Annotated in this window: 21 protein-coding genes; 4 read left to right on the forward strand and 17 right to left on the reverse strand. The window is 58.3% G+C overall.

From position 1 onward, the window contains the following. Window positions 1-34 precede the first annotated feature (34 nt). Window positions 35-1,660 carry a methyl-accepting chemotaxis protein gene (locus VC35_RS02765; RefSeq protein ID WP_046037640.1) on the reverse strand — a complete coding sequence of 542 codons (1,626 nt, stop codon included), beginning with the start codon at window positions 1,658-1,660 and terminating at the stop codon, window positions 35-37. Between the two features lie 237 nt (window positions 1,661-1,897). Here VC35_RS02765 and VC35_RS02770 point away from each other — a divergent pair, with 237 nt between their 5' ends. Then, window positions 1,898-2,314, forward strand: a complete 417-nt coding sequence (locus VC35_RS02770; RefSeq protein ID WP_046037641.1) for an OsmC family protein — start codon at window positions 1,898-1,900, stop codon at window positions 2,312-2,314. Window positions 2,315-2,376: 62 nt separating this feature from the next. Continuing rightward, complete coding sequence (locus tag VC35_RS02775) at window positions 2,377-3,237, forward strand: pirin family protein (protein ID WP_046037642.1); 861 nt, start codon at window positions 2,377-2,379, stop codon at window positions 3,235-3,237. Between the two features lie 132 nt (window positions 3,238-3,369). On the opposite strand, the gene VC35_RS02780 is transcribed toward VC35_RS02775, so the two are convergent. The 4 genes from VC35_RS02780 to VC35_RS02795 all read right to left on the reverse strand — a co-directional run bounded on the left by VC35_RS02780 (window position 3,370) and on the right by VC35_RS02795 (window position 7,077). Next, on the reverse strand, window positions 3,370-4,098 hold the full coding sequence (locus VC35_RS02780) for a dienelactone hydrolase family protein (RefSeq protein ID WP_046037643.1): 729 nt from the start codon (window positions 4,096-4,098) through the stop codon (window positions 3,370-3,372). Between the two features lie 67 nt (window positions 4,099-4,165). Further along, complete coding sequence (gene htpG, locus VC35_RS02785) at window positions 4,166-6,070, reverse strand: molecular chaperone HtpG (protein WP_046037762.1); 1,905 nt, start codon at window positions 6,068-6,070, stop codon at window positions 4,166-4,168. Between the two features lie 81 nt (window positions 6,071-6,151). Beyond that, window positions 6,152-6,604 (reverse strand): PaaI family thioesterase, encoded by a 453-nt coding sequence (locus VC35_RS02790; protein WP_046037644.1) that lies wholly within the window; start codon window positions 6,602-6,604, stop codon window positions 6,152-6,154. Further along, a complete protein-coding gene (locus VC35_RS02795) occupies window positions 6,601-7,077 on the reverse strand; it encodes a PaaI family thioesterase (RefSeq protein ID WP_046037645.1) in 477 nt (158 codons plus the stop codon). The genes VC35_RS02790 and VC35_RS02795 overlap by 4 nt, the downstream gene beginning before the upstream one ends. Before the next feature lie 158 nt (window positions 7,078-7,235). Between VC35_RS02795 and VC35_RS02800 the strand changes: the two genes are divergently transcribed. After that, complete coding sequence (locus tag VC35_RS02800) at window positions 7,236-7,505, forward strand: hypothetical protein (RefSeq protein ID WP_046037763.1); 270 nt, start codon at window positions 7,236-7,238, stop codon at window positions 7,503-7,505. A 67-nt stretch (window positions 7,506-7,572) separates the two neighbouring features. Here the strand turns inward: VC35_RS02800 and VC35_RS02805 are convergent, their stop codons facing one another. From VC35_RS02805 to sdhC, 12 genes are all read right to left on the reverse strand, one after another. Then, the gene (locus VC35_RS02805) at window positions 7,573-7,974 is read right to left on the reverse strand and encodes an MAPEG family protein (RefSeq protein WP_046037646.1); all 402 of its coding nucleotides are present in this window, start codon (window positions 7,972-7,974) and stop codon (window positions 7,573-7,575) included. Continuing rightward, window positions 7,974-8,711, reverse strand: a complete 738-nt coding sequence (locus tag VC35_RS02810) for a DUF599 domain-containing protein (RefSeq protein WP_046037647.1) — start codon at window positions 8,709-8,711, stop codon at window positions 7,974-7,976. Before VC35_RS02810 ends, VC35_RS02805 begins: the two co-directional genes overlap by 1 nt. Window positions 8,712-8,904: 193 nt before the next feature. Beyond that, window positions 8,905-10,218: a branched-chain amino acid transport system II carrier protein gene (brnQ, locus tag VC35_RS02815; RefSeq protein WP_046037648.1), complete on the reverse strand. Its 1,314-nt coding sequence runs from the start codon at window positions 10,216-10,218 to the stop codon at window positions 8,905-8,907. A gap of 479 nt (window positions 10,219-10,697) precedes the next feature. Further along, window positions 10,698-11,579, reverse strand: coding sequence for a succinate--CoA ligase subunit alpha (gene sucD / locus VC35_RS02820; RefSeq protein WP_007919877.1), 882 nt, complete (start codon window positions 11,577-11,579; stop codon window positions 10,698-10,700). Then, window positions 11,579-12,745, reverse strand: a complete 1,167-nt coding sequence (sucC, locus tag VC35_RS02825; protein ID WP_007919879.1) for an ADP-forming succinate--CoA ligase subunit beta — start codon at window positions 12,743-12,745, stop codon at window positions 11,579-11,581. The genes sucD and sucC overlap by 1 nt, the downstream gene beginning before the upstream one ends. 198 nt (window positions 12,746-12,943) lie before the next feature. Further along, the gene (lpdA, locus tag VC35_RS02830) at window positions 12,944-14,380 is read right to left on the reverse strand and encodes a dihydrolipoyl dehydrogenase (RefSeq protein ID WP_046037649.1); all 1,437 of its coding nucleotides are present in this window, start codon (window positions 14,378-14,380) and stop codon (window positions 12,944-12,946) included. A gap of 105 nt (window positions 14,381-14,485) precedes the next feature. Next, window positions 14,486-15,703 (reverse strand): 2-oxoglutarate dehydrogenase complex dihydrolipoyllysine-residue succinyltransferase, encoded by a 1,218-nt coding sequence (gene odhB, locus VC35_RS02835; RefSeq protein WP_046037650.1) that lies wholly within the window; start codon window positions 15,701-15,703, stop codon window positions 14,486-14,488. A gap of 42 nt (window positions 15,704-15,745) precedes the next feature. Beyond that, on the reverse strand, window positions 15,746-18,577 hold the full coding sequence (locus VC35_RS02840; RefSeq protein ID WP_046037651.1) for a 2-oxoglutarate dehydrogenase E1 component: 2,832 nt from the start codon (window positions 18,575-18,577) through the stop codon (window positions 15,746-15,748). A gap of 253 nt (window positions 18,578-18,830) precedes the next feature. After that, the gene (locus tag VC35_RS02845) at window positions 18,831-19,535 is read right to left on the reverse strand and encodes a succinate dehydrogenase iron-sulfur subunit (RefSeq protein ID WP_008063297.1); all 705 of its coding nucleotides are present in this window, start codon (window positions 19,533-19,535) and stop codon (window positions 18,831-18,833) included. A gap of 11 nt (window positions 19,536-19,546) precedes the next feature. Continuing rightward, entirely contained in the window at window positions 19,547-21,319 is a 1,773-nt protein-coding gene (sdhA, locus tag VC35_RS02850; protein WP_046037652.1) for a succinate dehydrogenase flavoprotein subunit, read from the reverse strand. A 3-nt stretch (window positions 21,320-21,322) separates the two neighbouring features. Further along, window positions 21,323-21,691 (reverse strand): succinate dehydrogenase, hydrophobic membrane anchor protein, encoded by a 369-nt coding sequence (sdhD, locus tag VC35_RS02855; RefSeq protein WP_046037653.1) that lies wholly within the window; start codon window positions 21,689-21,691, stop codon window positions 21,323-21,325. Then, entirely contained in the window at window positions 21,685-22,059 is a 375-nt protein-coding gene (sdhC, locus tag VC35_RS02860) for a succinate dehydrogenase, cytochrome b556 subunit (protein WP_032829628.1), read from the reverse strand. The genes sdhD and sdhC overlap by 7 nt, the downstream gene beginning before the upstream one ends. A gap of 364 nt (window positions 22,060-22,423) precedes the next feature. Here sdhC and gltA point away from each other — a divergent pair, with 364 nt between their 5' ends. Further along, window positions 22,424-23,713, forward strand: coding sequence for a citrate synthase (gene gltA, locus VC35_RS02865; protein ID WP_007977501.1), 1,290 nt, complete (start codon window positions 22,424-22,426; stop codon window positions 23,711-23,713). The last annotated feature ends 429 nt before the right edge of the window (window positions 23,714-24,142 follow it).

A 24,142-nucleotide genomic window follows, 5' to 3' on the forward strand; every position in this document is an offset into this window, starting at 1 on the left:
CCCCGCAGTCGCGGGGCTTTTTTTCGTCTGTCATTCAGACCGAAAACCGCGCCACCAAGGTATTCAGGTCCACCGCCAGGCGCGACAACTCCTGACTCGCCGCACTGGTCTGGTTTGCCCCGGCCGAGCTCTGTTGCGCCAGGTCACGGATATTCATCAAGTTGCGATCCACCTCCCGCGCCACCGCTGCCTGCTCCTCCGAGGCACTGGCAATCACGATGTTGCGCTCATTGATCATGGTGAATGCCGAGGCGATATCCTCCAGGGCAACGCCCGCCGCTTTCGCCGCCTCAAGTGTCGAGCGCGCCCGGGTGTTGCTTTGCTGCATCGAGCTGACAGCCAGATCGGTGCCCTGCTGGATACCGGTAATCATCTGTTCGATTTCCCGGGTCGATTGCTGGGTGCGATGCGCCAGAGCCCGCACCTCATCGGCCACTACCGCAAACCCGCGCCCGGCGTCCCCGGCCCGCGCGGCTTCGATGGCCGCGTTCAAGGCCAGTAGATTGGTCTGCTCGGCAATCGCGCGAATCACGTCCAGCACGGTAGTGATGCCATACACCTTCTGCGCCAGGTCTTCGACCTGAGACACATTGGTGGTGACATCTTCTGCCAGCGACTCGATCGACAGCACCGTCTGATGCACCTGTTCGCGACCGTGCTGGGCAATGCGGTCGGACTCGCGGGAAGCTTGCGACGTTGCGGCGGCATTGCTCGCCACTTCTTCCACGGCGGCGGTCATCTGGTTGACCGCCGTGGCGGCCTGCTCGATTTCCAGACTCTGTTGATGCAGGCCACGGGTGGCGTCTTCCGTGACGCAACTGAGCTCCTCCGAAGCCGAGGCCAATTGACGGGATGAATCGGATATACGTTGAATGGTTTCACGCAAACTCTGTTGCATGCTCTTGAGCGCGTGCAGCAGCCGCGCGGGTTCGTCCTTGCCTGTAATGCTGATGGCTGCGGTGAGGTCGCCACCGGCGACCACCTCGGCCACTTTCAAAGACTGTGACAGCGGCAACACGATACTGCGCGTCAGCAGCAGTGCCAGGCCAATGGTGATCAGCGCTGTCACACCGATCATCACCCCGACCCAGACCCGCGACTGGTTGAACACCAGGCGTCCTGCCTCAGTCGCCAGATTGGCGTTGTGCCTGTTGAGTTCGACCAACTCCCTGAGGGTGACCGTGATCTCATCGGCCAACGGATTCATCTCGCCATTGAGAATGGCCGCCGCCTCTTCCACCCGTCCCTGGGTAGCCTGGGCCATCACCTGACTCTGAAACTGCAGGTATTTGCTCTTGGCAGCCTTGAAGCGATCGAACAACACCCGCTCTTCAGGCAGCGCGATCAACTTGTCATAACGTTGTTGGGCCTGGTCGAGAACACTTTTGAGATCGTTGATTTTGCCGACGTTCTGCGTCTGTGCCTGTGGATCGCGATTGATCAGCAAACGCATGGTCAATGCCCGCAACCGCAACATGTCCTGACTCATATCACCGACCGCCATCACACTGGGCAGCCAGTTGTCATCGATTTGATCGGACTGCGCCCGCATATTCGACATTTGCAGCAGGGCGAACGCCCCCAGGCCAAAAACCATCAACGCCAACAGGCCAAAACCGAGACTCGCGCGTGGCGCAATATTGAGACTTCTGATGCTCATTCCCCTGGTTCCTTCCAAAAGCGCTGCGTCAGGCAGCAGATCCTTTAGACGGTATCGGACTGTTGAAAATTTGCGTAAGACGAAAACGTGATATCAAAACACCATTACTGCTACGGTAACGATTCAGCCAAAAGACTCACCGATACAAGAAAACCGGAACGCACATCCGGCACCATGCTCTATACCTTCAAGGTCTTTTTTGATCGAATAAATATCCTGCTGCTTGCGAGGTTTCCCATGACCGTTACTGTCAACACTGTTTCTGCCGAAGGTTTGCGCCACAGCGTCCAGATCGATGACCATGAACTCTTCGCCGACGCGCCCGTCACGGCTGGCGGAGAGGGCTCGGCGCCGGAGCCGCACGATTATTTCGATGCCGCGCTGGGTGCCTGCAAAGCCTTGACCCTGAAGCTTTATGCCAGGAAGAAGGACATCCCGCTGACCGGTGTCGGCGTCGAGGTCAAGCGCGACAACAGCCTGGAACAGAAAGGCCAGTACGCGTTGCACGTCAAACTGACCCTCAAGGGCGTACTCACCGACGCCCAGCGCGATGAACTGCACCGCGTGGCCGATCGCTGCCCGATCCACAAGCTGATGACCACCTCTGAAGTCAGCATCGAAACGCATTTGTCCGAAGGCGCGTTCAGCCAATAGCGGCAAGGGCTGCGCAAGCGGGTTATGCTCGAACGCATTACCCGCTCAGCCTGGAACGCACCATGAACACTCCGCTCGTGATCCGCCCCCGCACCGAAGATGTCGAGGGCCAGCCTATTCTCCGCCCGCTGCCATCGGCCAAGTGCCGCAGCGTCGGGCCATTCGTGTTTTTCGACCACATGCTGGAAACCCGTTATCCACCGGGCAAAGGCATGAACATCCGCCAGCATCCGCACATTGGCCTGTCCACCCTCACCTACTTGTTCCAGGGGCAGATCCAGCACAAGGACAGTCTCGGTTCCGATCAAGTGGTCGGGACAGGCGACGTCAGCTGGATGACGGCCGGCAGTGCCATCGCCCACGTCGAACGCACGCCCGAGGCCCTGAGAGAAAGCGGCTTCACCATGCACGGCTTGCAGATCTGGCTGGCTTCACCCAAGGATAAAGAACAGGGTCCGGGGCATTACAGCCACCATCCGGCTTCCACATTGCCGGTCAGCGAAAACCTGGGGGTGAAGATTCGCATGATTGCGGGGTCAGGCTTTTGCCTGGAATCGCCAGTGCCGGTGCTTTCTCCTACGCTGTATGCGGAGCTACACCTGCAAACAGCGACGACATTGCTGATCCCCACCGAGCATGAAGAACGTGCGTTGTATGTGTTGAGCGGTGAGGTGCAGCTGGATGGCGAGCTGATAGAGCCGTACTCGCTGGTGGTACTGCCTGCGGGGGAAGAGATGACCCTGTTTGCCGAGAGCGACAGTCACGCCGTGTTGTTTGGCGGAGCACCGCTTGACGGGCCACGGCGGATCAACTGGAATTTTGTCGCGAGCGATCCGGCTGCTATCGATGAGGCACGCCGACGTTGGGCGGCCGGGGACTGGCCGAAGGTGCCGGGGGAAGTTGAGAGGATCGAATTGCCCTGAGCGATGCATTGCCGATCAGTCAGTCTTCGCGAGCAGGTTCGCTCCCACATTGGAACACGGTCAACTGCAGGAGCGAGCCTGCTCGCGATGGGGCCGGTAGAGTCACCGACTAACCAGAACTGAAACCAGCTATCAGCCCTTGAACACTTCATCCAGCAAGTTATGCATCGACGTGAAGGCCCGGACAGCCACCTTCGCGTCGTACATCATCATCCCCGGCACATTGGCGTGCGGGTCGGTGAACGAGTGGAACGCACCGCCGTAGCTCAGCAACTGCCAGTCCACACCCGCCGTGTTCATTTCATCTTCGAACGCCGGCAACTGCTCCTTCGGCACCAATGGATCGGAAGCACCGTGCAATACCAACACCTTACCCTTGATGTTTTTCGCATCAGCCGGATTCGGTGTGTCCAGCGTGCCGTGGAACGACACCGCGGCTTTCACCGGCGCGCCGGTACGAGCAAACTCCAGGGCGCAGCAACCGCCGAAGCAGAAACCGAAAGTGGCCAGTTTTGAAGTATCGACAGCCACTTCACCCTGGCTTTGCAGCTGTTCGAACGCCACCTGCATGCGCTTGCGCAGCAATGGGCGGTCATTCTTCAACGGCATCATGGCCGCGCCGGCCTCATCATTGTTCGTCGGACGAACCGATTGACCGTAAAGGTCTGCGATCAGTACCACATAACCCTTGGACGCCACCGACTTGGCGATCTCCTCGGCACCGGCACTGACGCCCATCCAGTTCGGCGCCATCAACAAACCCGGGCGCGGGCCTTTATGGTCGGCATCGAAGGCCAGACGGCTTACGTAAGCCTGGCCGTCAATCTGATAGGCAACGGAACGTACAGTGATTTGGCTCATTTCTGACTCCTGATGTTTTAGCACCGAAATGAAAAAACCCGCCGAAGCGGGTTTTTCTACAACACAGTCAGGCCGATAGCTCGACCAACAGCTTGTTCAGACGGCGCACATAGGCCGCCGGGTCTTTCAAGCTGTCGCCGGCCGCCAGGGCCGCCTGATCGAAGAGGATGTGCGACAGGTCGCCGAAGCGCTCGTCACTCTGCTCGTTGTCGAGCTTCTCGATCAGCGGGTGAGCCGGGTTGAATTCGAAAATCGGCTTCGAATCCGGAACCTTCTGGCCGCTCGCTTCCAGGATCTGGCGCATCTGCAAGCCCAGGTCCTGCTCGCCGATGGCCAGGATCGCCGGCGAATCGGTCAGGCGATGGGACACCCGCACTTCCGCAACGGATTCACCCAAGGCGGTCTTCAGACGCTCGACCAGACCTTCTTTGGCCTTGGCGACTTCTTCCGCGGCTTTCTTGTCCTCTTCCGAGTCCAGGTTGCCCAGGTCCAGGTCACCGCGCGCCACGTCGACGAAGCTCTTGCCGTCGAAGTCGCTGAGGTAGCTCATCAGCCACTCGTCGATACGGTCGGTCAACAGCAGCACTTCGATGCCTTTCTTACGGAAGACTTCCAGGTGCGGGCTGTTCTTGACCTGAGCGTAGGTTTCGCCGGTCAGGTAGTAGATCTTGTCCTGACCTTCCTTGGCGCGCGCCAGGTACTCGGTCAGGCCAACAACCTGCTCGCCATCGTCGCCATTGGTCGAAGCAAAACGCAGCAGGCCGGCGATTTTTTCCTTGTTGGCGAAATCTTCTGCCGGGCCTTCTTTCATGACCTGACCGAAGTTTTTCCAGAAGCCCTTGTATTGCTCAGGCTCGTTCTTCGCCAGTTTTTCCAGCATGTCCAGGACGCGCTTGGTCAGCGCCGACTTCATCGAGTCGATGATCGGGTCTTTCTGCAGGATTTCCCGCGACACGTTCAGCGACAGGTCGTTGGAATCGACCACGCCTTTGATGAAGCGCAGGTACAGCGGCAGGAAGGACTCGGCCTGATCCATGACGAACACGCGCTGCACGTACAGCTTCAGGCCTTTCGGCGCTTCACGCTGGTACAGGTCGAACGGCGCACGGGTCGGCACGTACAGCAGCGAGCTGTATTCGAGCTTGCCTTCGACCTTGTTGTGGCTCCAGCTCAGCGGGTTTTCGAAATCGTGAGCGATGTGCTTGTAGAACTCCTGGTATTCCTCGTCCTTGATCTCGGTACGCGGACGGGTCCACAGGGCGCTGGCGCGGTTGACGGTTTCCCACTCAACGGCCGGCTGCTCTTCGCCTTCGGCAGCGGCCACTTCTTTCGGCAGCTCGATCGGCAAGGCGATATGGTCGGAGTACTTCTTGATGATGTTGCGCAGGCGCCAGCCGTCGGCGAACTCGTCTTCACCGGATTTCAGGTGCAGGACGATGCGAGTGCCGCGTTCGGCCTTGTCGATGGTCGCAACTTCGAAATCGCCTTCGCCCTTGGACGACCAGTGCACGCCTTCGCTGGCAGCGCTGCCGGCACGACGGCTGTACACATCGACTTTGTCAGCGACGATGAATGCGGAGTAGAAACCGACACCGAACTGGCCGATCAGGTGCGAGTCTTTCTTCTGGTCGCCGCTCAGATGCTTCATGAAATCGGCGGTGCCGGACTTGGCGATGGTCCCCAGGTGGGTGATCGCGTCTTCGCGGCTCATGCCGATACCGTTGTCTTCGAGGGTGACGGTTTTAGCGTCCTTGTCGAAGCTAACGCGGATTTTCAGTTCGGCGCCACCTTCCAGCAGCTCGGGCTTGGCCAGGGCTTCGAAACGTAATTTGTCGACAGCGTCAGAGGCGTTCGAGATCAATTCGCGAAGGAAAATTTCCTTGTTGGAATACAGCGAATGGATCATGAGGTGCAGCAGCTGCTTCACCTCGGTCTGGAAGCCCAGGGTTTCCTTTTGAGTTTCCACACTCATGGTCATCAAACTCCAATCAGATGGCATAAGCCGCGACCTTGAGGGTCGACGGCGGGTTGTCCTCAGAGTTTGGGGCTGAGTTCAGGATTTCAAGGGCTCTTCGAGTTTGAAATGTGCACGGGCCGTGGCAATGGGTTCGGCTTCGGTGCTTTGCCAGGCGGTAATCGCCACATTGGCGACCCGCCGACCCTGGCGCCAGACCTGGCATCGGGCCCAGGTATCGCGAAACTGCCCGGCTCGCAGGTAATCCAGGGAGAAGTCGATGATCTTCGGCACCCCGGGCGATCCGGTGAACACCAACAGGTGCAGCGCCGCGGCCAATTCCATGAAACCGGCGATCACACCGCCATGAATCGCCGGCAACAACGGGTTCCCAATGTTGTCCTTGTTCGCTGGCAGCTTGAACAGCAACTCATCCCCCACCCGTGAACATTCGACGCCGATCAACCGGGCATAGGGAATCAAATCCAGCAGCGAGGCGTAATCGCCCTGCTCATGGGCCTTTTGCAATTGCTCCTTCAACGACTCGCTCATTGCGCACCTCCGGCGACGGCGCCACCAAAGCCCTTGGTGCCCTTGATGTTCTTGCCCATGCGCATGAAAGTGCCCATCACATGGGCAATGGGTTGCCCGGGGTCATCCTGATAGGCGAAGCCACGGGCAAAAATCACATCGGTGGTGACCCGATAGCACTGGGCAAAGCCGTAGACATCCTTATGCGGCTCGGCGGCGTGCATGTAGTCGATGCGCAGGTCGAGGGTCGGGCAGACTTCGAATTCCGGGAGCACGCAGAGGGTCGCCATGCCACAGGCGGTGTCCATCAGTGAGGTCAGCGCTCCACCATGAATCACACCGGTTTGCGGATTACCGACGATCTGCGGGCTGTACGGCAGCACAATCGTCAGCCCTTCGTTGCTGGCGCTATGAACACTTAGTCCAAGTACCTGGCAATGTCGCAGCGCCGACAAAAAGCGCTTCGCGCGCTCAAAAACGGGGTTTTCGGCCATTTGATAAAAACTCTTGTTTATGTCCGTACTGTGCGGTGGCGGTCCGGGTAAAAGTTCCGCATTAGAACAAACTTATATATCTGAAAGACTTAAGGAACTTAACCCTGATGCCTGGGCTCTTAATGCCAGTAGATGCTTTTCATCAGGAGAAACACCCCATGCGTAAGACTTTAGCTATTGCCTTGATGTTGACCGCTTCCCTCGGTCTCGCTGCCTGCGATAAAAAATCCGAGGACAAAGCTCAAGATGCTAACCAACATGCTGAGCAAGCCCAGCAAAAAATGAACGAAGCTCAGGATAAAGTGAACGACGCGGCGAAAGAAAACGCCGAAGCCGCCAAAGATCAGGCTGCTCCGGCCGCTCCAGCCGCTCCAGCCGCTCCGGCTGCTCCGGCCGCTCCGGCCGCTCCGGAAGCACCTAAGAACTAATACGGTTTTTAGAGTGGCAAAAGAAAACCCGCCAAGTGCGGGTTTTCTTTTACCTTGAAAAAATCGGTTAGAGCAAAATCGTTCGAAAAGTCGGACTAATCATCAACAACAGCGAACAGATTAATCCCACCAGCCAAACCAGACTGCGCTGCCAGGCCAAGTCCTTCCAGTAACACACCAGGTAAATAACCCGCGTGATCACGAAGATGATCGCCAGGCCGTCGATCAGCCAGCCCGCCGTCTGCGTGGTATGCGCCATCAACACACCCACAGCGAACAATATGAAGGCTTCGAAACTATTCTGATGCGCCGCCAGCGCGCGGGCACCCAGGCCAGTGAGTTGCATCTGCTGTTGGCGCGGCAGGTGGTTATCGTAACCACCCTGCTCTTTCATGGCCCTGGTCACGGGCATTCGTGCCAGATAAATCAACACCGCACTGATAAACACGCACCAGAATGGAATACTCATCAAGCAGCCTCTTTGATTACCTCCGGCAACGGCGCCTCTGTAGGGGTATAGACCATCACGTCGAGTACGTCGGAATGAAACTCGCGGTGGTACAACACGAACACGACGCCGGCACTCATCAACATGAACAGCCATGGGCTGACGAACCAGGCCAGCATGGTCATACCGAAGTAGTAGGAACGCAGCCCGAAGTTGAACTGGTTGGCAGCCATGGAGATGACGCGGGCGGCGCGTAAAGCGAACGCCTTGCGTTCCTGCTCCGACACATGGCGCTCGCCGACCATCGGCGCCGAACCCACCAGTACCGCCGCAAAGTTGTACTGGCGCATGCACCAGCTGAACGTGAAGAACGCATAGACAAACACCAGCGCCAGGCACAGCAACTTGATTTCCGACATGCCCTGGGACGCCTGTTGCACCATCGGGATATCCGCCAGCAACGATACCGCCCGCTCCGAAGCCCCGAGCACCGTGAGAATGCCGGCCAGGATAATCAGCGTACTGGAGGCGAAGAACGAAGCATTGCGCTCCAGATTGCCGATCACGCTGGCATCGGCGATGCGGTTGTCGCGCAGCAGCATGCGGCGCATCCAGTCTTCACGATACAGGTGCAGCACACTGGCCAGGCACGCGGTGTCACGGCCTTTCCATGTGGCATAGCGGGTGTACCCGCCCCAGCAGATAACGAACCAGACGGCGGCAAGAATGTGGATCAGGTTGGCTTGGATGAACGACATGCAGGTCCTTGTGATGTAAATGCGGATTACACAGACCCTGTGGGAGCTCGCTCCCACAAAGGGTGTTGCAGTGCTTCGACGTTAGCTCAACGGAAAAGACACCGCATCCCTCACAAAAAAATGCCCCGTATCGATTGATACGGGGCATTTCTGTTTCTGCTCAAGACCCGCTTGTGGCGAGCCTCGAAGCGACTTAAGCCAAGGCTTCGGCGCGTTTGCCCAGCAGGCGATCGCAAACCACCGCGACCACCAGTGTCATCACCGATGGCACCAGCCAGGCCAGGCCCTGCTCGCTCAGCGGCAGGTGGGCCATTTGCGTCGGCATCCAGTCCGCCAGGCCTGCACCCTTGAGGGCGTCGATCAGACCGAAGATGAACGACACCAGCATGACCGGGCCGAGGATACGACCCTGCTCATGCCAGAAGTCCTTGCAGAAGCTCAACGCCACCAGGACGATGCACGGTGGGTAGATCGCGGTGAGCACCGGGATCGAGAACGCAATCAGCTTGGTGAGGCCCAGGTTGGACACCAGCAGCGAGAACGCAGCGAGGATGATCACCAGTGTCTTGTAGGACAGCGGCACCACACGACTGAAGTACTCGGCGCAGGCACAGGTCAGGCCGACCGCGGTCACCAGGCACGCCAAGGAGATCAGCACGGCAAGGAAGCCGCTACCCAGCGAACCGAAGGTGTGCTGCACGTAAGCGTGCAATACCGCCGCGCCATTGGTAGCGCCAGCGGCCACTTCATGGCTGCCCGAACCGAGACGGAACAGGCTGACATACACCAGTGCCAGGCCGACACCGGCGATCAGGCCGGCGATGATCGCATAACGGGTGATCAATGCTGGCGACTCAACGCCGCGGGAACGGATGGCGTTGACGATTACGATGCCGAACACCAGGGCGCCCAGGGTATCCATGGTCAGGTAACCATTGATGAAGCCTTGGGAAAACGGCGCCGCCACGTATTCAGGCGTGGCTTGGCCAATGTCACCGGCCGGCAAGGCGAATGCTGCAATGCCCAGCACGGCCAGGGCAATGATCTTCAGCGGCGCGAGGAAGCGCCCTACGGTATCCAGCAAACGGCCTGGATACAGCGAGATGAAGAACACCAGCAGGAAGTACACCGAACTGTAGAGGAACAGCGCCAACGGGCTCTCCCCGGTCAGCGGCGCCAGGCCCACTTCGAAAGATACCGTCGCGGTACGTGGCGTCGCGAACAGCGGGCCAACAGCGAGGTAGCAAGCCGCTGCCAGCAGGCCACCGGCGACTTTACCGATCGGGCTGCTCAAGGCATCCATTGCACCGCCGACCTTGGCCAGCGCCACAACGGTGATCACCGGCAGACCAACTGCCGTGACCAGGAAACCCATCGCCGCCATCCAGACATTAGGCCCGGACTGCAAACCGACGATAGGCGGGAAGATGATGTTGCCAGCCCCGACGAACAGGGCAAACGTCATAAAACCAAGTGCCAGGATGTCCTGGCCTTTCAACACTTTCATTAAGGAAATACCACACTACTGAATCGGAATTTAGAGAGGGATTTCCCTATGGGTGAGGGAAATGCTGTCAGTCCGTATAAGACCGACCCTTTTAGCGCGTTGCCGCCTTGTGGGCCGCAGACGCAAAAATGGCGAGTAGCCTAACGAATTTGGATCAGAAACGCACTGTTAGAGGGCGAACATTCCGATGCACGACATTTTTGTGTCGCGTTTACATATCTAATTTATTTACGCGGACCTCTGTGGCGAGGGGGCTTGCCCCCGTTCGACTGCGCAGCAGTCGTCAATCAGGCAAACGCGGTTCGCCTGACATCACGCGATTGCAGGTTTTTGGGGTCGTTTCGCAACCCAACGGGGCGATGCGGCGGTCCGACGAGCCCCCTCGCCACAAAAGCCCTGCGGACAACTGAAACCCCGGAAACGACAAAGGCCACCCGAAGGTGGCCTTTGTTTGGTGAAGCGTCAGCCAAGCACGAGGCTTACTTGACAGCCCAACCAGTCAGCTCGGCCAGGGCCTTGCCGATGTCTGCCAGCGAACGCACGGTTTTAACGCCTGCGTCTTGCAGAGCAGCGAATTTCTCGTCTGCAGTGCCTTTGCCGCCAGAGATGATTGCGCCAGCATGGCCCATGCGCTTGCCCGGAGGAGCAGTCACACCAGCGATGTAGGAAACAACCGGCTTGGTCACGTGTGCCTTGATGTAGGCAGCCGCTTCTTCTTCAGCCGAACCGCCGATCTCACCGATCATCACGATCGCTTCGGTCTTCGGGTCTTCCTGGAACAGCTTCAGGATGTCGATGAAGTTCGAACCCGGGATCGGGTCACCACCGATGCCGACGCAAGTCGACTGACCGAAACCGGCGTCAGTAGTCTGCTTCACAGCTTCGTAGGTCAGGGTGCCGGAACGGGAAACGATACCGACCTTGCCTGGCAAGTGAATGTGACCTGGCATGATGCCGATCTTGCATTCGCCTGGGGTGATCACGCCTGGGCAGTTAGGGCCGATCAGGACTACGCCCAGCTCGTCGCACTTAACTTTAGCGTCCAGCATGTCCAGGGTAGGAATGCCTTCGGTGATGCACACGATCAGTTTGATGCCGCCGAAGGCAGCTTCCAGGATCGAGTCTTTGCAGAAAGGAGCCGGAACGTAGATCACGCTGGCGGTGGCGCCAGTGGCAGCTACAGCGTCTTTCACGGTGTTGAACACTGGCAGGCCCAGGTGCTCGGTGCCGCCTTTGCCTGGAGTTACACCACCAACCATCTTGGTGCCGTACTCGATGGCTTGCTGGGTGTGGAAACTACCTTGCGAACCGGTAATACCCTGGCAGATAACTTTGGTGTCTTTATTGATCAGGACGCTCATTATTTGCCCTCCGCAGCTTTGACAACTTGTTGAGCAGCGTCGGTCAGGCTGGTAGCAGCGATAATGTTCAAACCGCTTTCTGCCAGTACTTTAGCGCCCAGCTCAGCGTTGTTGCCTTCAAGGCGAACAACAACCGGGATTTTCACGCCGACTTCTTTCACAGCGCCGATGATGCCTTCGGCAATCATGTCGCAACGAACGATGCCGCCGAAGATGTTGACCAGTACTGCAGCGACGTTAGTGTCGGACAGGATGATCTTGAACGCTTCAGTTACGCGTTCTTTGGTAGCGCCACCACCTACGTCGAGGAAGTTGGCTGGCTTGCCGCCATGCAGGTTGACGATGTCCATGGTACCCATGGCCAGGCCAGCACCGTTGACCATGCAACCGATGTTGCCTTCCAGCGCTACGTAGTTCAGTTCGAACTTGGCAGCGTGCGCTTCGCGCGGATCGTCCTGCGACGGATCGTGGAAAGTCTTCAGCTTAGGCTGACGGTACATGGCGTTGGCGTCGATGTTGATCTTGGCATCGAGGCAGTGCAGATCGCCGTCAGCCTTGATCACCAGTGGGTTCACTTCCAGCAGGGCCAGGTCGTGATCCTTGAACAGTTTGGCCAGACCTACGAAGATCTTGGCGAACTGGGCAACTTGCTTGCCTTCCAGGCCCAACTGGAATGCCAGCTCGCGACCCTGGAATGGCTGAGCGCCAACCAGTGGATCGATAGTGGCCTTCAGAATTTTTTCTGGAGTGTCGTGAGCGATTTTCTCGATGTCCACGCCACCTTCGGTGGAAGCCATGAACACGATGCGACGGCTCGAACGGTCAACGACAGCGCCCAGGTACAGCTCTTTAGCGATATCAGTGCACGATTCAACCAGGATCTTGGTGACTGGCTGGCCATTGGCGTCAGTCTGGTAAGTCACCAGACGCTTGCCCAGCCACTGCTGTGCGAAGGCTTTGGCGTCTTCTTTGCTGCGAACCAGCTTTACGCCGCCCGCTTTACCGCGACCACCGGCGTGGACCTGGGCTTTGACAACCCACTCGCTGCCGCCGATTTTGTCGCAAGCTTCTGCTGCTGCTTCCGGGGTGTCTACCGCGTAACCGGTGGAAACTGGCAGGCCGTACTCAGCGAACAGCTGCTTACCCTGATACTCGTGAAGATTCATGCTTTTTACCGTCTTCGTTAGGTACTGCGCATTCGGTGCTGCACTCATTCAAGTGCCGCACCACCTGTGACTGCTGCTTGCATAGCCTTTCCGGATACCCGGTGCAGCTATGCAAGACTGCGTCCAGCGGATATTCCGCGGTGAGTCTTGCATGCAAGGCTCACGACGGGCCAAACCGCCGTGGTTTCTTATTATGTCTTAACGCTTCTTGCGGTTGGCGATGTGGATGGCGCCGCCATTCACAGCCAAAGCAGCTTCGTGCAAGGCTTCAGACAGGGTCGGATGGGAGAAAACCATCATGCCCAGGTCTTCAGCGCTGGTGCCGAATTCCATACCGATCGCGCCCTGCTGAACCAGTTCCGCAGCGCTTGGGCCAATCACGTGGACGCCCAGTACGCGGTCTGTCTTGGCATCTGCGATGACCTTGACAAAACCACCGGTGTCGTTGGCAGCCATGGCACGGCCAGAGGCTGCGAACGGGAAGGTGCCGACGTTAACTTCAACGCCTTCAGCTTTCAAGGCCTGCTCGGTTTTACCAACCCATGCGATTTCCGGGTGAGTATAAATAACCGAAGGGATCAGGTCATAGTTCATCTGGGCCTTGTGGCCCTTGATGCGCTCGACAACCATGATGCCCTCTTCCGAGGCCTTGTGCGCCAGCATCATGCCGCGAACCACGTCGCCGATGGCGTAGACGCCCGGTACGGTGGTGGCGCAGTGATCGTCAACGTGCACGAAACCGCGCTCGTCCAGGGTCACGCCGCAGTCGGCAGCCAGCAGATCAGTGGTCACCGGACGGCGACCAACGGCTACGATCAGCTTGTCGAAAGTGATGTTCTGTTCGCCCTTGGCATCGGTGTAGTTAACAACGACTTCGTCGCCGTTCACTTTGGAACCGGTTACGCGAGCGCCCAGCTTGATGTCCAGACCCTGTTTGGTCAGGGTTTTCAGCGCTTCCTTGGAAACAGCGGTATCCGCTGCCATCAGGAAGGTGTCCAGGGCTTCCAGCACAGTCACTTCTGCACCCAGACGCGACCAGACCGAACCCAGTTCCAGACCGATCACGCCAGCGCCGATCACGCCCAGACGCTTGGGAACGGATTGGAATTCCAGGGCGCCAGTCGAGTCGACGATCACATTCTGGTCAACCGGAGCTGGCGGAATGTCGATCGGACGCGAACCTGGAGCCAGGATGACGTTTTCGGCTTCGATGATTTCTACCGAGCCGTCTGGCTTGGTGACTTCGACTTTCTTGCCGGCCAGCAGCTTGCCGTGACCCTGGATCGAGGTCACACCGTTGGCTTTGAACAGGGTCGCAACGCCGGAGGTCAGGCCTTTGACGATGTTGGCTTTACGGCCGACCATCGCTGGCACGTCCATGGTCACGCCAGCGTGATTGATACCGTGGATCGCGAAGCCTTCTTTGGCTTCCTTGTACTTCCAGGAGCTGTCCAGCAGCGCCTTGGATGGAATGCAGCCGACGTTCAGGCAAGTACCGCCCAGAGCCAGTTTGCCTTCCTTGTCGGTGTACTTCTCGATGCAGGCCGTCGAAAGACCAAGCTGAGCGGCCTTGATGGCAGCCACATAGCCGCCAGGGCCGGCGCCGATCACTACTACGTCAAATTTCTGAGTCATAAAAGGTTCCTTTTAGCAACAAGCTACAAGCCGCAAGCTGCAAGCATGAAGCCCGCTCGCTCGCTTTGAGCTTGGGGCTTGCAGCTTGCAGCTTGCCGCTGCTTTTTAGATATCCAGAAGAAGACGAGCCGGATCTTCCAGCAGGTTCTTGATGGTCACCAGGAAGGTCACAGCTTCTTTGCCATCGATCAGACGGTGATCGTAGGACAGTGCCAGGTACATCATCGGACGGATAACGACCTGACCGTTGATGGCCATCGGACGCTGGATGATGTTGTGCATGCCCAGGATGGCTGCTTGTGGCGGGTTGACGATCGGGGTCGACATCATCGAACCGAAAGTACCACCGTTGGTGATGGTGAAAGTACCACCGGTCATTTCGTCCATCGACAGTTTGCCGTCGCGGGCTTTCTTGCCGAAGGTGGCGATGCCGCCTTCGATTTCAGCCAGGCTCATCAGTTCGGCGTTACGCAGAACCGGTACAACCAGGCCGCGATCGCTGGAAACTGCAACGCCGACGTCAGCGTAGCCGTGGTAAACGATGTCGCCGCCGTCGATCGACGCGTTGACAGCCGGGAAGCGTTTCAGCGCTTCGGTGGCCGCTTTCACGAAGAACGACATGAAGCCCAGGCGCACGCCGTTGTGGGACTTCTCGAACAGGTCCTTGTACTTCGAACGCAGGGCCATGACTTCGGTCATGTCGACTTCGTTGAAAGTGGTCAGCATCGCCATGTTCGATTGAGCTTCAACCAGACGCTTGGCCACGGTGGCACGAACGCGGGTCATCGGTACGCGCTTCTCGATGCGATCGCCGGCAGCAAACACAGGAGCAGCGGCAGCCGGAGCAGCAGCCTTGGCAGGTGCGGCAGCCGGAGCAGCTTTCTTGGCTTCGACAGCGGCAACCACGTCTTCCTTGGTTACACGACCATCTTTGCCGGTGCCTTTGACGGAAGCCAGGTTGATGCCGTTTTCTTCGGCCAGCTTGCGAGCAGCTGGAGCTGCGATAGCGTCTTCGTCAGCACCGGCAGCTGGAGCAGCGGTAGCAGCGGCCGGAGCAGCAGCGGCTGGAGCAGCGGCAGCGGCGCCGCCTTCAACGATGGAGCCCAGGACTTCGTCGGACAGAACGGTTTCGCCTTCGTTCTTGACGATAGCGCCCAGCACGCCGTCAGCAGTAGCCAACACTTCCAGCACGACTTTGTCGGTTTCGATGTCGACGATCAGTTCGTCGCGCTTGACCGCGTCGCCCGGTTGTTTGTGCCAGGTGGCAACGGTGCCATCGGCAACCGATTCCGGGAAAGTGGGGGCTTTGATCTCGATAGCCATTGTCTGTGGTTCCTTAAATTCGGTTTCAGGTGCGCGAAGGCGTTAAACAGTAAAGGCGTCTTGCAGCAGTTTTTCCTGCTGTTCGGCGTGCATCGATGCGTAACCGCATGCTGGTGCAGCAGAAGCCTCACGGCCCGCGTACTCGAGTACGAGAGACTTGTTGAGGTTGCTGATGCTGCGACGCATGTGGTGTTGGCTGCAGTACCACGCACCCTGGTTCATCGGCTCTTCCTGACACCAAACGGCAGCTTTGACGTTGGTGTAAGGCGCCAGGACTTCTTTCAAGTCGTCCTCAGGGAATGGGTACAGCTGCTCGATACGCACGACAGCGATGTCGTCACGACCTTCGGCACGGCGTTTTTCCAGCAGGTCGTAGTAGACCTTGCCGCTACACAGAACAACGCGCTCGACCTTTTTCGGGTCTTGGGCATCGATTTCCGGGATGACGGTCTGGAACGAACCTTCAGCCAGATCTTCCAGCGTCGAGATGGCCAGCTTGTGGCGCAACAGCGACTTCGGTGTCAGAACGATCAAAGGCTTGCGCAGCGGGCGAATCACCTGACGACGCAGCAAATGATAGATCTGTGCCGGCGTAGTCGGCACGGCTACCTGAATGTTGTGCTCGGCGCACAGCTGTAGGTAACGCTCCAGACGCGCCGAGGAGTGCTCCGGCCCCTGACCTTCGTAACCGTGCGGCAGCAACATGGTCAGACCGCACAGACGGCCCCACTTGTGCTCGCCACTGGTGATGAACTGGTCGATAACTACCTGGGCACCGTTGGCGAAGTCGCCGAACTGGGCTTCCCAGATCACCAGCGCATCAGGCGTGGTGGTCGAGTAACCGTATTCGAACGCCAGTACCGCCTCTTCGGACAGGAACGAGTCGTACAGGTCGAAACGCGGCTGACCGTCGTACAGGTTCTGCAGCGGGATGTAGGTGCCCGCGTCCTTCTGGTTGTGCAGGACAGCATGGCGGTGCGAGAACGTACCGCGGCCGATGTCCTGGCCAGTCATGCGAATCGGGTGACCTTCGAACGCCAGGGTCGCGTACGCCATGGTTTCGGCGTAACCCCAGTTGATCGGCAGGCCGCCGGCTTGCATCTTCTGGCGGTCTTCGTAGATCTTGGCAACCTGGCGCTGAACCACGAAGCCTTCCGGGATTTCCAGCAGCTTGGCGGACAGTTCCTGCAAGGTCTTGAGGTCGAAGCGAGTGTCGTGACGCGCGGTCCAGGCGTGGCCCAGATACGGACGCCAGTCCACGAACAACTCTTTGTTCGGTTCTTTGACCAGGCTTTTCACTACGTGCAGACCGTTGTCCAGCGCATTGCGGTATTCGTCGACTTTCGCCTGAACACGCTCTGCGTCCAGCACACCGCCCTGGGTCAGACGATCGGCATACAGCTCACGGGTGGTGCGCTGCTTGGTGATCTTCTGATACATCAGAGGCTGGGTACCGCTAGGCTCGTCGGCCTCGTTGTGGCCGCGACGACGGTAGCAGACCAGGTCGATCACCACGTCACGCTTGAACTGCATGCGGTAGTCGATGGCCAGCTGGGTCACGAACAATACGGCTTCCGGATCATCACCATTCACATGGAGGATCGGCGCCTGGATCATTTTCGCAACGTCGGTCGCGTACTCGGTGGAACGCGAGTCCAGCGGGTTGCTGATGGTGAAACCGACTTGGTTGTTGATCACGATGTGCACGGTACCGCCGGTCTTGAAACCGCGGGTCTGCGACATCTGGAAGGTTTCCATGACCACGCCCTGACCTGCGAATGCAGCGTCACCGTGGATGGAGATCGGCAGAACCTTCTCGCCGGTCGGATCGTTACGACGGTCCTGACGGGCGCGAACCGAACCCTCGACCACCGGGGAAACGATTTCCAGGTGGGACGGGTTGAACGCCATGGCCAGGTGAACTTCACCGCCGGAAGTCATCACGTTGGACGAGAAGCCCTGGTGGTATTTCACGTCACCAGAACCCAGCTCGACCTTCTTCTTGCCTTCGAACTCGTCGAACAGCTCGCGCGGGTTCTTGCCGAAGGTGTTGACCAGCACGTTCAGACGGCCACGGTGGGCCATGCCGATGACGATTTCCTTGGTGCCGTAGGAACCGGAACGCTGGATCAGCTCGTCGAGCATCGGAATCAGGCTTTCGCCGCCTTCCAGACCGAAACGCTTGGTACCCGGGTATTTGGTGCCCAGGTATTTTTCCAGGCCTTCGCCGGCGGTCACGCGCTCGAGCAGGTGGCTCTTGATGTCGGCGGAGTACGTCGGACGACCGCGCACGCTTTCCAGACGCTGCTGGAACCACTGGCGCTGCTCGGAATCGGTGATGTGCGTGAACTCAGCGCCGATGGTGCGGCAATATGTCTGCTGCAACGCTTCGTGAATTTCGCGTAGGCTCGCTTCCTCTTTGCCGATGAACAGGTCGCCGGCACGGAAGGTCGTATCAAGATCGGCATTGGTCAAGCCGTAATGATTGATCGACAGGTCTGCAGGTGCAGGACGCTGCCACAGTCCCAGCGGGTCAAGCTGGGCTGCCTGGTGGCCACGCATACGGTAGGCCTGGATCAATCGCAGCACTTCAACTTGCTTCTTCTCGTGCTCACTGCTCACGCTGCCGGCGGAAACCGGTTGGGCGCGGCGCTGGTTCTTTGCCAGCAAGACGAAATGATCGCGAATTGTGGAGTGCGAAACATCGGTGGCAGAGTTGCCGTCAGCAGGCAACTTCTGGAAGTAGGTGCGCCACTCTTCTGGCACAGCGTTAGGGTCGTGCAGGTAGAGCTCGTAAAGCTCTTCCACATAGGCAGCGTTACTACCGGATAGGTAGGCACTGTTCCACATGCGCTGCATCACGCTTTCTTGCATGCTTGGTCACCCTCGGTTAGGGGAACACCACCGGTGTCGACACCGAGCAAACTTGCAGAAGTCCGAATGCAGCGACCAAAACAAGCCACTAGGATCACACTGATAGTCCGGGTACCAGCCCGGATGCCCCTGCTTGTCTCATTTCTTCAAAATAAGAGCCGCAGCCTTTTAAGCTGCTGCTCAGGTTAAAACTACGGCGCCGGTTGAAGCCTGCGCCGTAGCATCTACGGGTACAACGGGTACAGCAGCCGAATCACACGCCGCTTGAGAGCAACATGTTACGGATGTGACCGATGGCCTTAGTCGGGTTCAGGCCTTTCGGACATACGTTGACGCAGTTCATGATCCCGCGGCAGCGGAATACGCTGAACGGGTCATCCAGCGAAGCCAGACGCTCGGACGTCTTGGTGTCACGGCTGTCTGCCAGGAAGCGGTACGCTTGCAGCAGGGCAGCTGGACCCAGGAACTTGTCCGGGTTCCACCAGAAGGATGGGCAGGAAGTCGAGCAGCAAGCGCACAGGATGCACTCGTACAGACCGTCCAGCTTTTCACGCTCTTCAGGGGACTGCAGACGCTCGATGGCCGGAGCCGGCGTGTCGTTCTGCAGGTATGGCTTAACCTTTTCGTATTGCTTGTAGAAGATGCTCATATCGACGACCAGGTCACGGATAACCGGCAAACCTGGCAGAGGACGAACGATCAACTTGTTACCTTTTACGACAGCGGACAGCGGCGTGACGCACGCCAGGCCGTTTTTGCCGTTGATGTTCATGCCGTCGGAACCGCAAACACCTTCACGGCAAGAGCGACGATAGGAGAAACCCTCGTCCTGCTCTTTGATCAGGGCCAGCACGTCCAGCACCATCAGGTCTTTACCACCGGTATCAACCTGGAATTCCTGCATGAACGGCGCGGCGTCCTGATCAGGGTTGTAACGATAAACGCTGACTTGCAACATGGCGGCCACCCTTAATAAGTCCGAATCTTAGGTTCAAAAGTCGGAACAGTCTTCGGCGAGAAGTTCACGGCACGCTTGGTCACGCGCTTGTCACCCGGGAAGTACAGGGTGTGGCACAGCCAGTTTTCATCGTCACGATCTTCGAAGTCTTCACGGGCGTGGGCACCGCGGGACTCTTTACGTACTTCTGCAGCGATGGCGGTGGCTTCGGCCACTTCCAGCAGGTTCTGCAGCTCCAGAGCTTCGATACGTGCAGTGTTGAACGCCTGCGACTTATCGCTGATCTTCACGTTGGCGATGCGCTTGCGCAGGTCAGCCAACTGGGCAATACCCTTCTGCATGTATTCACCGGTACGGAATACACCGAAGTAGTTCTGCATGCAGTTTTGCAGCTCGCGACGCAGGGTAGCCACGTCTTCGCCTTCGGTACGGTTGTTCAGAGCGTTCAGGCGCGACAGGGCAGCTTCGATATCGGCTTCGGTAGCGTCGTCGTATTCGATGCCGTCGGTCAGTGCCTTTTCAAGGTGCAGGCCGGCAGCACGGCCGAATACCACCAGGTCGAGCAGCGAGTTGCCGCCCAGACGGTTGGCACCATGAACCGACACGCAAGCCACTTCACCCACTGCGAACAGGCCAGGGATGATTTCGTCGACGCCTTCGCCGTTCTGGGTGATCGCCTGACCGTGAATGTTGGTCGGAACACCGCCCATCATGTAGTGGCAGGTCGGAACAACCGGAACCGGAGCAACAACCGGGTCAACGTGTGCGAAAGTCTTCGACAGTTCGCAGATGCCTGGCAGACGGCTGTGCAGCACTTCCTCGCCCAAGTGGTCGAGTTTGAGCATTACGTGGTCGCCGTTCGGACCGCAACCGTTGCCGGCGATGATCTCTTTAACCATCGAACGGGCAACAACGTCACGACCGGCAAGGTCTTTGGCGTTCGGAGCATAACGCTCCATGAAACGCTCGCCGTGCTTGTTGATCAGGTATCCACCTTCACCACGGCAACCTTCTGTAACCAGTACACCAGCGCCGGCGATACCGGTCGGGTGGAACTGCCACATTTCGATGTCTTGCACCGGTACGCCGGCACGCAGCGCCATGCCAACGCCGTCACCGGTGTTGATCAGGGCGTTGGTGGTCGAAGCGTAGATACGACCTGCACCGCCGGTAGCCAGTACGGTGGCCTTGGCACGGATGTAGGTGGTTTCGCCGGTTTCGATGCAGATGGCGATCACGCCGACGAACTCGCCTTCGCCGTTCTTCACGAGATCGACAGCGTAGTACTCGTTCAGGAACACGGTACCGGCTTTCAGGTTGCCCTGATAAAGGGTGTGCAGCAGAGCGTGACCGGTACGGTCGGACGCAGCGCAAGTACGCGCAGCCTGGCCGCCTTTACCGTAGTCCTTGGACTGACCGCCGAATGGACGCTGGTAGATACGACCTTGCTCGGTACGCGAGAATGGCATACCCATGTGGTCCAGCTCGTAAACGGCAGCCGGGCCTTCCTGACACATGTATTCGATTGCGTCCTGGTCACCGATGTAGTCGGAACCCTTGACGGTATCGTACATGTGCCAGCGCCAGTCATCGTTCGGGTCAGCGGACGCGATTGCGCAGGTGATGCCGCCCTGGGCGGATACAGTGTGCGAACGGGTCGGGAAAACCTTGGTGATCACGGCAGTCTTGTGACCGCCCTGCGCCAGTTGCAGCGCTGCGCGCATGCCTGCACCGCCACCACCAATAATGATGGCGTCGAAAGAAATCGTTGGAATGTTAGCCATGACTCAGATACCCCAGAGAATCTGCACGCCCCAGACGAAGTAAGCGAACATCGCAACGCCGCATACTGCCTGGAAAAGGAAACGTATAGCCGTCGCGGACTTGCCGAACGCCATTGGCGTCAGGTAGTCGGTCGCGATGGTCCACATGCCGACCCAGGCGTGAGCGCCGAGGGCAACGAGGGCCAGGAGGCTGAAGATACGCATTCCGTTGTGGGCGAACAGTTCATGCCACTGGGCGTACTCGAGGCCGGGATGGGCCACGATGTATCCGATCAGGAAGATGAAGTAAGCCGCGAGAACGACCGCAGACACACGTTGCGCCATCCAGTCATAGAGGCCCGAACGCGACAGGTTCGTGACGTTAGTTACCATATCCAAACTCCTGCCAGAACGATTACCACCACGGAAACGGCGATAACGATTTTCGAGCCCAGCTTGCCGCCTTCCAGCGTCTCACCGATGCCCATGTCCATGATCAAATGGCGCACACCGGCTACCAGGTGATAAAGCAGAGCGGACAGGATGCCCCATGTCACTAGCTTGGCTAGCGGACTGGTCAGACACGCTTTCACCTGACCGAAGCCTTCCTCGGAACTCAGCGACTTGTCCAATGCGTAAAGCATGATGGCAAGGCACACGAAGAGGATGACACCGGAAATTCGGTGAAGGATGGACGTGTAAGCAGTGACTGGGAGTTTGATGGTCCTTAGGTCTAGGTTTACAGGTCGTTGGCTTTTCACGGCTTTTTTTTCACACTGAAGAGCCCCTAACAATCAGGGCAAAGTTGTTGGGGAGTGCACTGGTCAGGTAACCACCACCCAGGGATGCGACCCCCAATGAAAGCAAGCCCAAAAGCCCTTGGCGGTCGGTGGCCGAGTATAGACAGTTAGGCTACTAATGACAACGCAAACACCTAACCCAAACAGCTGATTGCGCAACTGACATAAAAGGCGTAAATGGCAGCCAATTTCGAGAAAAAAGTCCGGTTAAAGCCTTCTGGAGCAAGACTTTAGGCAAATTGACATTCGAATTTATCTCACTATAGTGGTGCGGGCCCTGCGTGGGGGGTCTGTCTGATGATTTCAAGCATAAATAGGAGGCCACATGGCTGACAAAAAAGCGCAGTTGATCATCGAGGGCGCAGCCCCCGTCGAGCTGCCCATTTTAACCGGCACCGTTGGTCCCGATGTTATAGATGTTCGGGGCCTGACGGCCACGGGCCGTTTCACCTTTGACCCAGGCTTCATGTCGACCGCCTCGTGCGAGTCGAAGATCACCTATATCGACGGCGACAACGGCATCCTGCTGCACCGCGGCTACCCGATCGAACAGCTGGCTGAAAAGTCGGACTACCTGGAAACCTGCTATCTGCTGCTCAACGGCGAACTGCCGACCGCAGAACAGAAGGCCCAGTTCGTCAGCACCGTGAAGAACCACACCATGGTTCACGAGCAGCTGAAGACCTTCTTCAACGGCTTCCGTCGCGACGCCCACCCGATGGCCGTCATGTGCGGCGTAGTCGGCGCCCTCTCGGCGTTCTACCACGACTCCCTGGACATCAATAACCCGCAGCATCGCGAAATCTCCGCGATCCGCCTGGTTGCCAAGATGCCGACCCTGGCCGCGATGGTTTACAAGTACTCCATGGGCCAACCCATGATGTACCCGCGCAACGACCTGTCGTACGCGGAAAATTTCCTGCACATGATGTTCAACACCCCGTGCGAGATCAAACCGATCAGCCCGGTGCTCGCCAAGGCCATGGACCGGATCTTCATCCTCCACGCCGACCACGAGCAGAACGCTTCGACCTCCACCGTACGCCTGGCCGGCTCTTCGGGTGCCAACCCGTTCGCCTGTATCGCCGCCGGTATCGCTGCACTGTGGGGCCCTGCCCACGGCGGTGCCAACGAAGCCGTACTGACCATGCTCGATGAAATCGGCGATGTTTCGAACATCGACAAGTTCATCGCCAAGGCCAAGGACAAGAACGATCCGTTCAAACTGATGGGCTTCGGTCACCGCGTTTACAAAAACCGCGACCCGCGCGCCACAGTAATGAAGCAGACCTGCGACGAAGTGTTGAAGGAACTGGGCATCCAGAACGATCCGCAACTCGAACTGGCCATGCGCCTGGAAGAGATCGCCCTGACCGACCCGTACTTCATCGAGCGCTCGCTGTACCCGAACGTCGACTTCTACTCGGGGATCATCCTCAAGGCGATCGGCATTCCAACCAGCATGTTCACCGTGATCTTCGCCCTGGCGCGGACCGTCGGCTGGATCTCCCACTGGAAGGAAATGCTCTCCAGCCCGTACAAGATCGGCCGTCCGCGCCAGTTGTACACCGGCTACGAGTCGCGTGACATCACCAAGCTGGAAGACCGCAAGTAAGAGCTGTCTCGCTGTAGGGTGTTGAGTTGTACCGGGAACGGCCTCTGCTTTTTATATAAAGAGCAGGAGGCCGTTTTTGTTTGTGCGCTTTGTCGCGTTTTTTTGATCGAGCGCATATCCGTTTCTTCGGTAACGGCCACTTAGAGCTCCGCTCTTACAGCGGGTCACTTTGAAAAAGCACAAAGTAACCAAACGCTCTTGCCCCTGACATTCGGTGCCTCGCCTAGGCTCGGCATGCCCTCGCTCCGGTCCTGCCTCACGAGGGGGCGTACACCGCAACAGCGTCCGAGGCGGCCTACCGGCCGGCCTGTTTGCTGGGGTCGTTCGGCCGTGAGGTACCTGGTCGGCTGGCAGGCCGCCTTCGTGAGCAAGCCCGCCCCCACAGAAGAGCAAAGGCAGAGCAGCCCCCACCGCGCCGCTTCTCACCAC

The organism is Pseudomonas fluorescens, assembly GCF_000967965.1.
In the GTDB taxonomy this organism is placed as follows: domain Bacteria; phylum Pseudomonadota; class Gammaproteobacteria; order Pseudomonadales; family Pseudomonadaceae; genus Aquipseudomonas; species Aquipseudomonas grandcourensis.

Excerpts from the sequence above, each read along its gene's own strand:
- VC35_RS02765 (WP_046037640.1), bottom strand. The coding sequence starts at position 1,660 with ATGAGCATCAGAAGTCTCAATATTGCGCCACGCGCGAGTCTCGGTTTT.
- VC35_RS02770 (WP_046037641.1), top strand. The coding sequence starts at position 1,898 with ATGACCGTTACTGTCAACACTGTTTCTGCCGAAGGTTTGCGCCACAGC.
- VC35_RS02775 (WP_046037642.1), top strand. The coding sequence starts at position 2,377 with ATGAACACTCCGCTCGTGATCCGCCCCCGCACCGAAGATGTCGAGGGC.
- VC35_RS02780 (WP_046037643.1), bottom strand. The coding sequence starts at position 4,098 with ATGAGCCAAATCACTGTACGTTCCGTTGCCTATCAGATTGACGGCCAG.
- htpG (WP_046037762.1), bottom strand. The coding sequence starts at position 6,070 with ATGAGTGTGGAAACTCAAAAGGAAACCCTGGGCTTCCAGACCGAGGTG.
- VC35_RS02790 (WP_046037644.1), bottom strand. The coding sequence starts at position 6,604 with ATGAGCGAGTCGTTGAAGGAGCAATTGCAAAAGGCCCATGAGCAGGGC.
- VC35_RS02795 (WP_046037645.1), bottom strand. The coding sequence starts at position 7,077 with ATGGCCGAAAACCCCGTTTTTGAGCGCGCGAAGCGCTTTTTGTCGGCG.
- VC35_RS02800 (WP_046037763.1), top strand. The coding sequence starts at position 7,236 with ATGCGTAAGACTTTAGCTATTGCCTTGATGTTGACCGCTTCCCTCGGT.
- VC35_RS02805 (WP_046037646.1), bottom strand. The coding sequence starts at position 7,974 with ATGAGTATTCCATTCTGGTGCGTGTTTATCAGTGCGGTGTTGATTTAT.
- VC35_RS02810 (WP_046037647.1), bottom strand. The coding sequence starts at position 8,711 with ATGTCGTTCATCCAAGCCAACCTGATCCACATTCTTGCCGCCGTCTGG.
- brnQ (WP_046037648.1), bottom strand. The coding sequence starts at position 10,218 with ATGAAAGTGTTGAAAGGCCAGGACATCCTGGCACTTGGTTTTATGACG.
- sucD (WP_007919877.1), bottom strand. The coding sequence starts at position 11,579 with ATGAGCGTCCTGATCAATAAAGACACCAAAGTTATCTGCCAGGGTATT.
- sucC (WP_007919879.1), bottom strand. The coding sequence starts at position 12,745 with ATGAATCTTCACGAGTATCAGGGTAAGCAGCTGTTCGCTGAGTACGGC.
- lpdA (WP_046037649.1), bottom strand. The coding sequence starts at position 14,380 with ATGACTCAGAAATTTGACGTAGTAGTGATCGGCGCCGGCCCTGGCGGC.
- odhB (WP_046037650.1), bottom strand. The coding sequence starts at position 15,703 with ATGGCTATCGAGATCAAAGCCCCCACTTTCCCGGAATCGGTTGCCGAT.
- VC35_RS02840 (WP_046037651.1), bottom strand. The coding sequence starts at position 18,577 with ATGCAAGAAAGCGTGATGCAGCGCATGTGGAACAGTGCCTACCTATCC.
- VC35_RS02845 (WP_008063297.1), bottom strand. The coding sequence starts at position 19,535 with ATGTTGCAAGTCAGCGTTTATCGTTACAACCCTGATCAGGACGCCGCG.
- sdhA (WP_046037652.1), bottom strand. The coding sequence starts at position 21,319 with ATGGCTAACATTCCAACGATTTCTTTCGACGCCATCATTATTGGTGGT.
- sdhD (WP_046037653.1), bottom strand. The coding sequence starts at position 21,691 with ATGGTAACTAACGTCACGAACCTGTCGCGTTCGGGCCTCTATGACTGG.
- gltA (WP_007977501.1), top strand. The coding sequence starts at position 22,424 with ATGGCTGACAAAAAAGCGCAGTTGATCATCGAGGGCGCAGCCCCCGTC.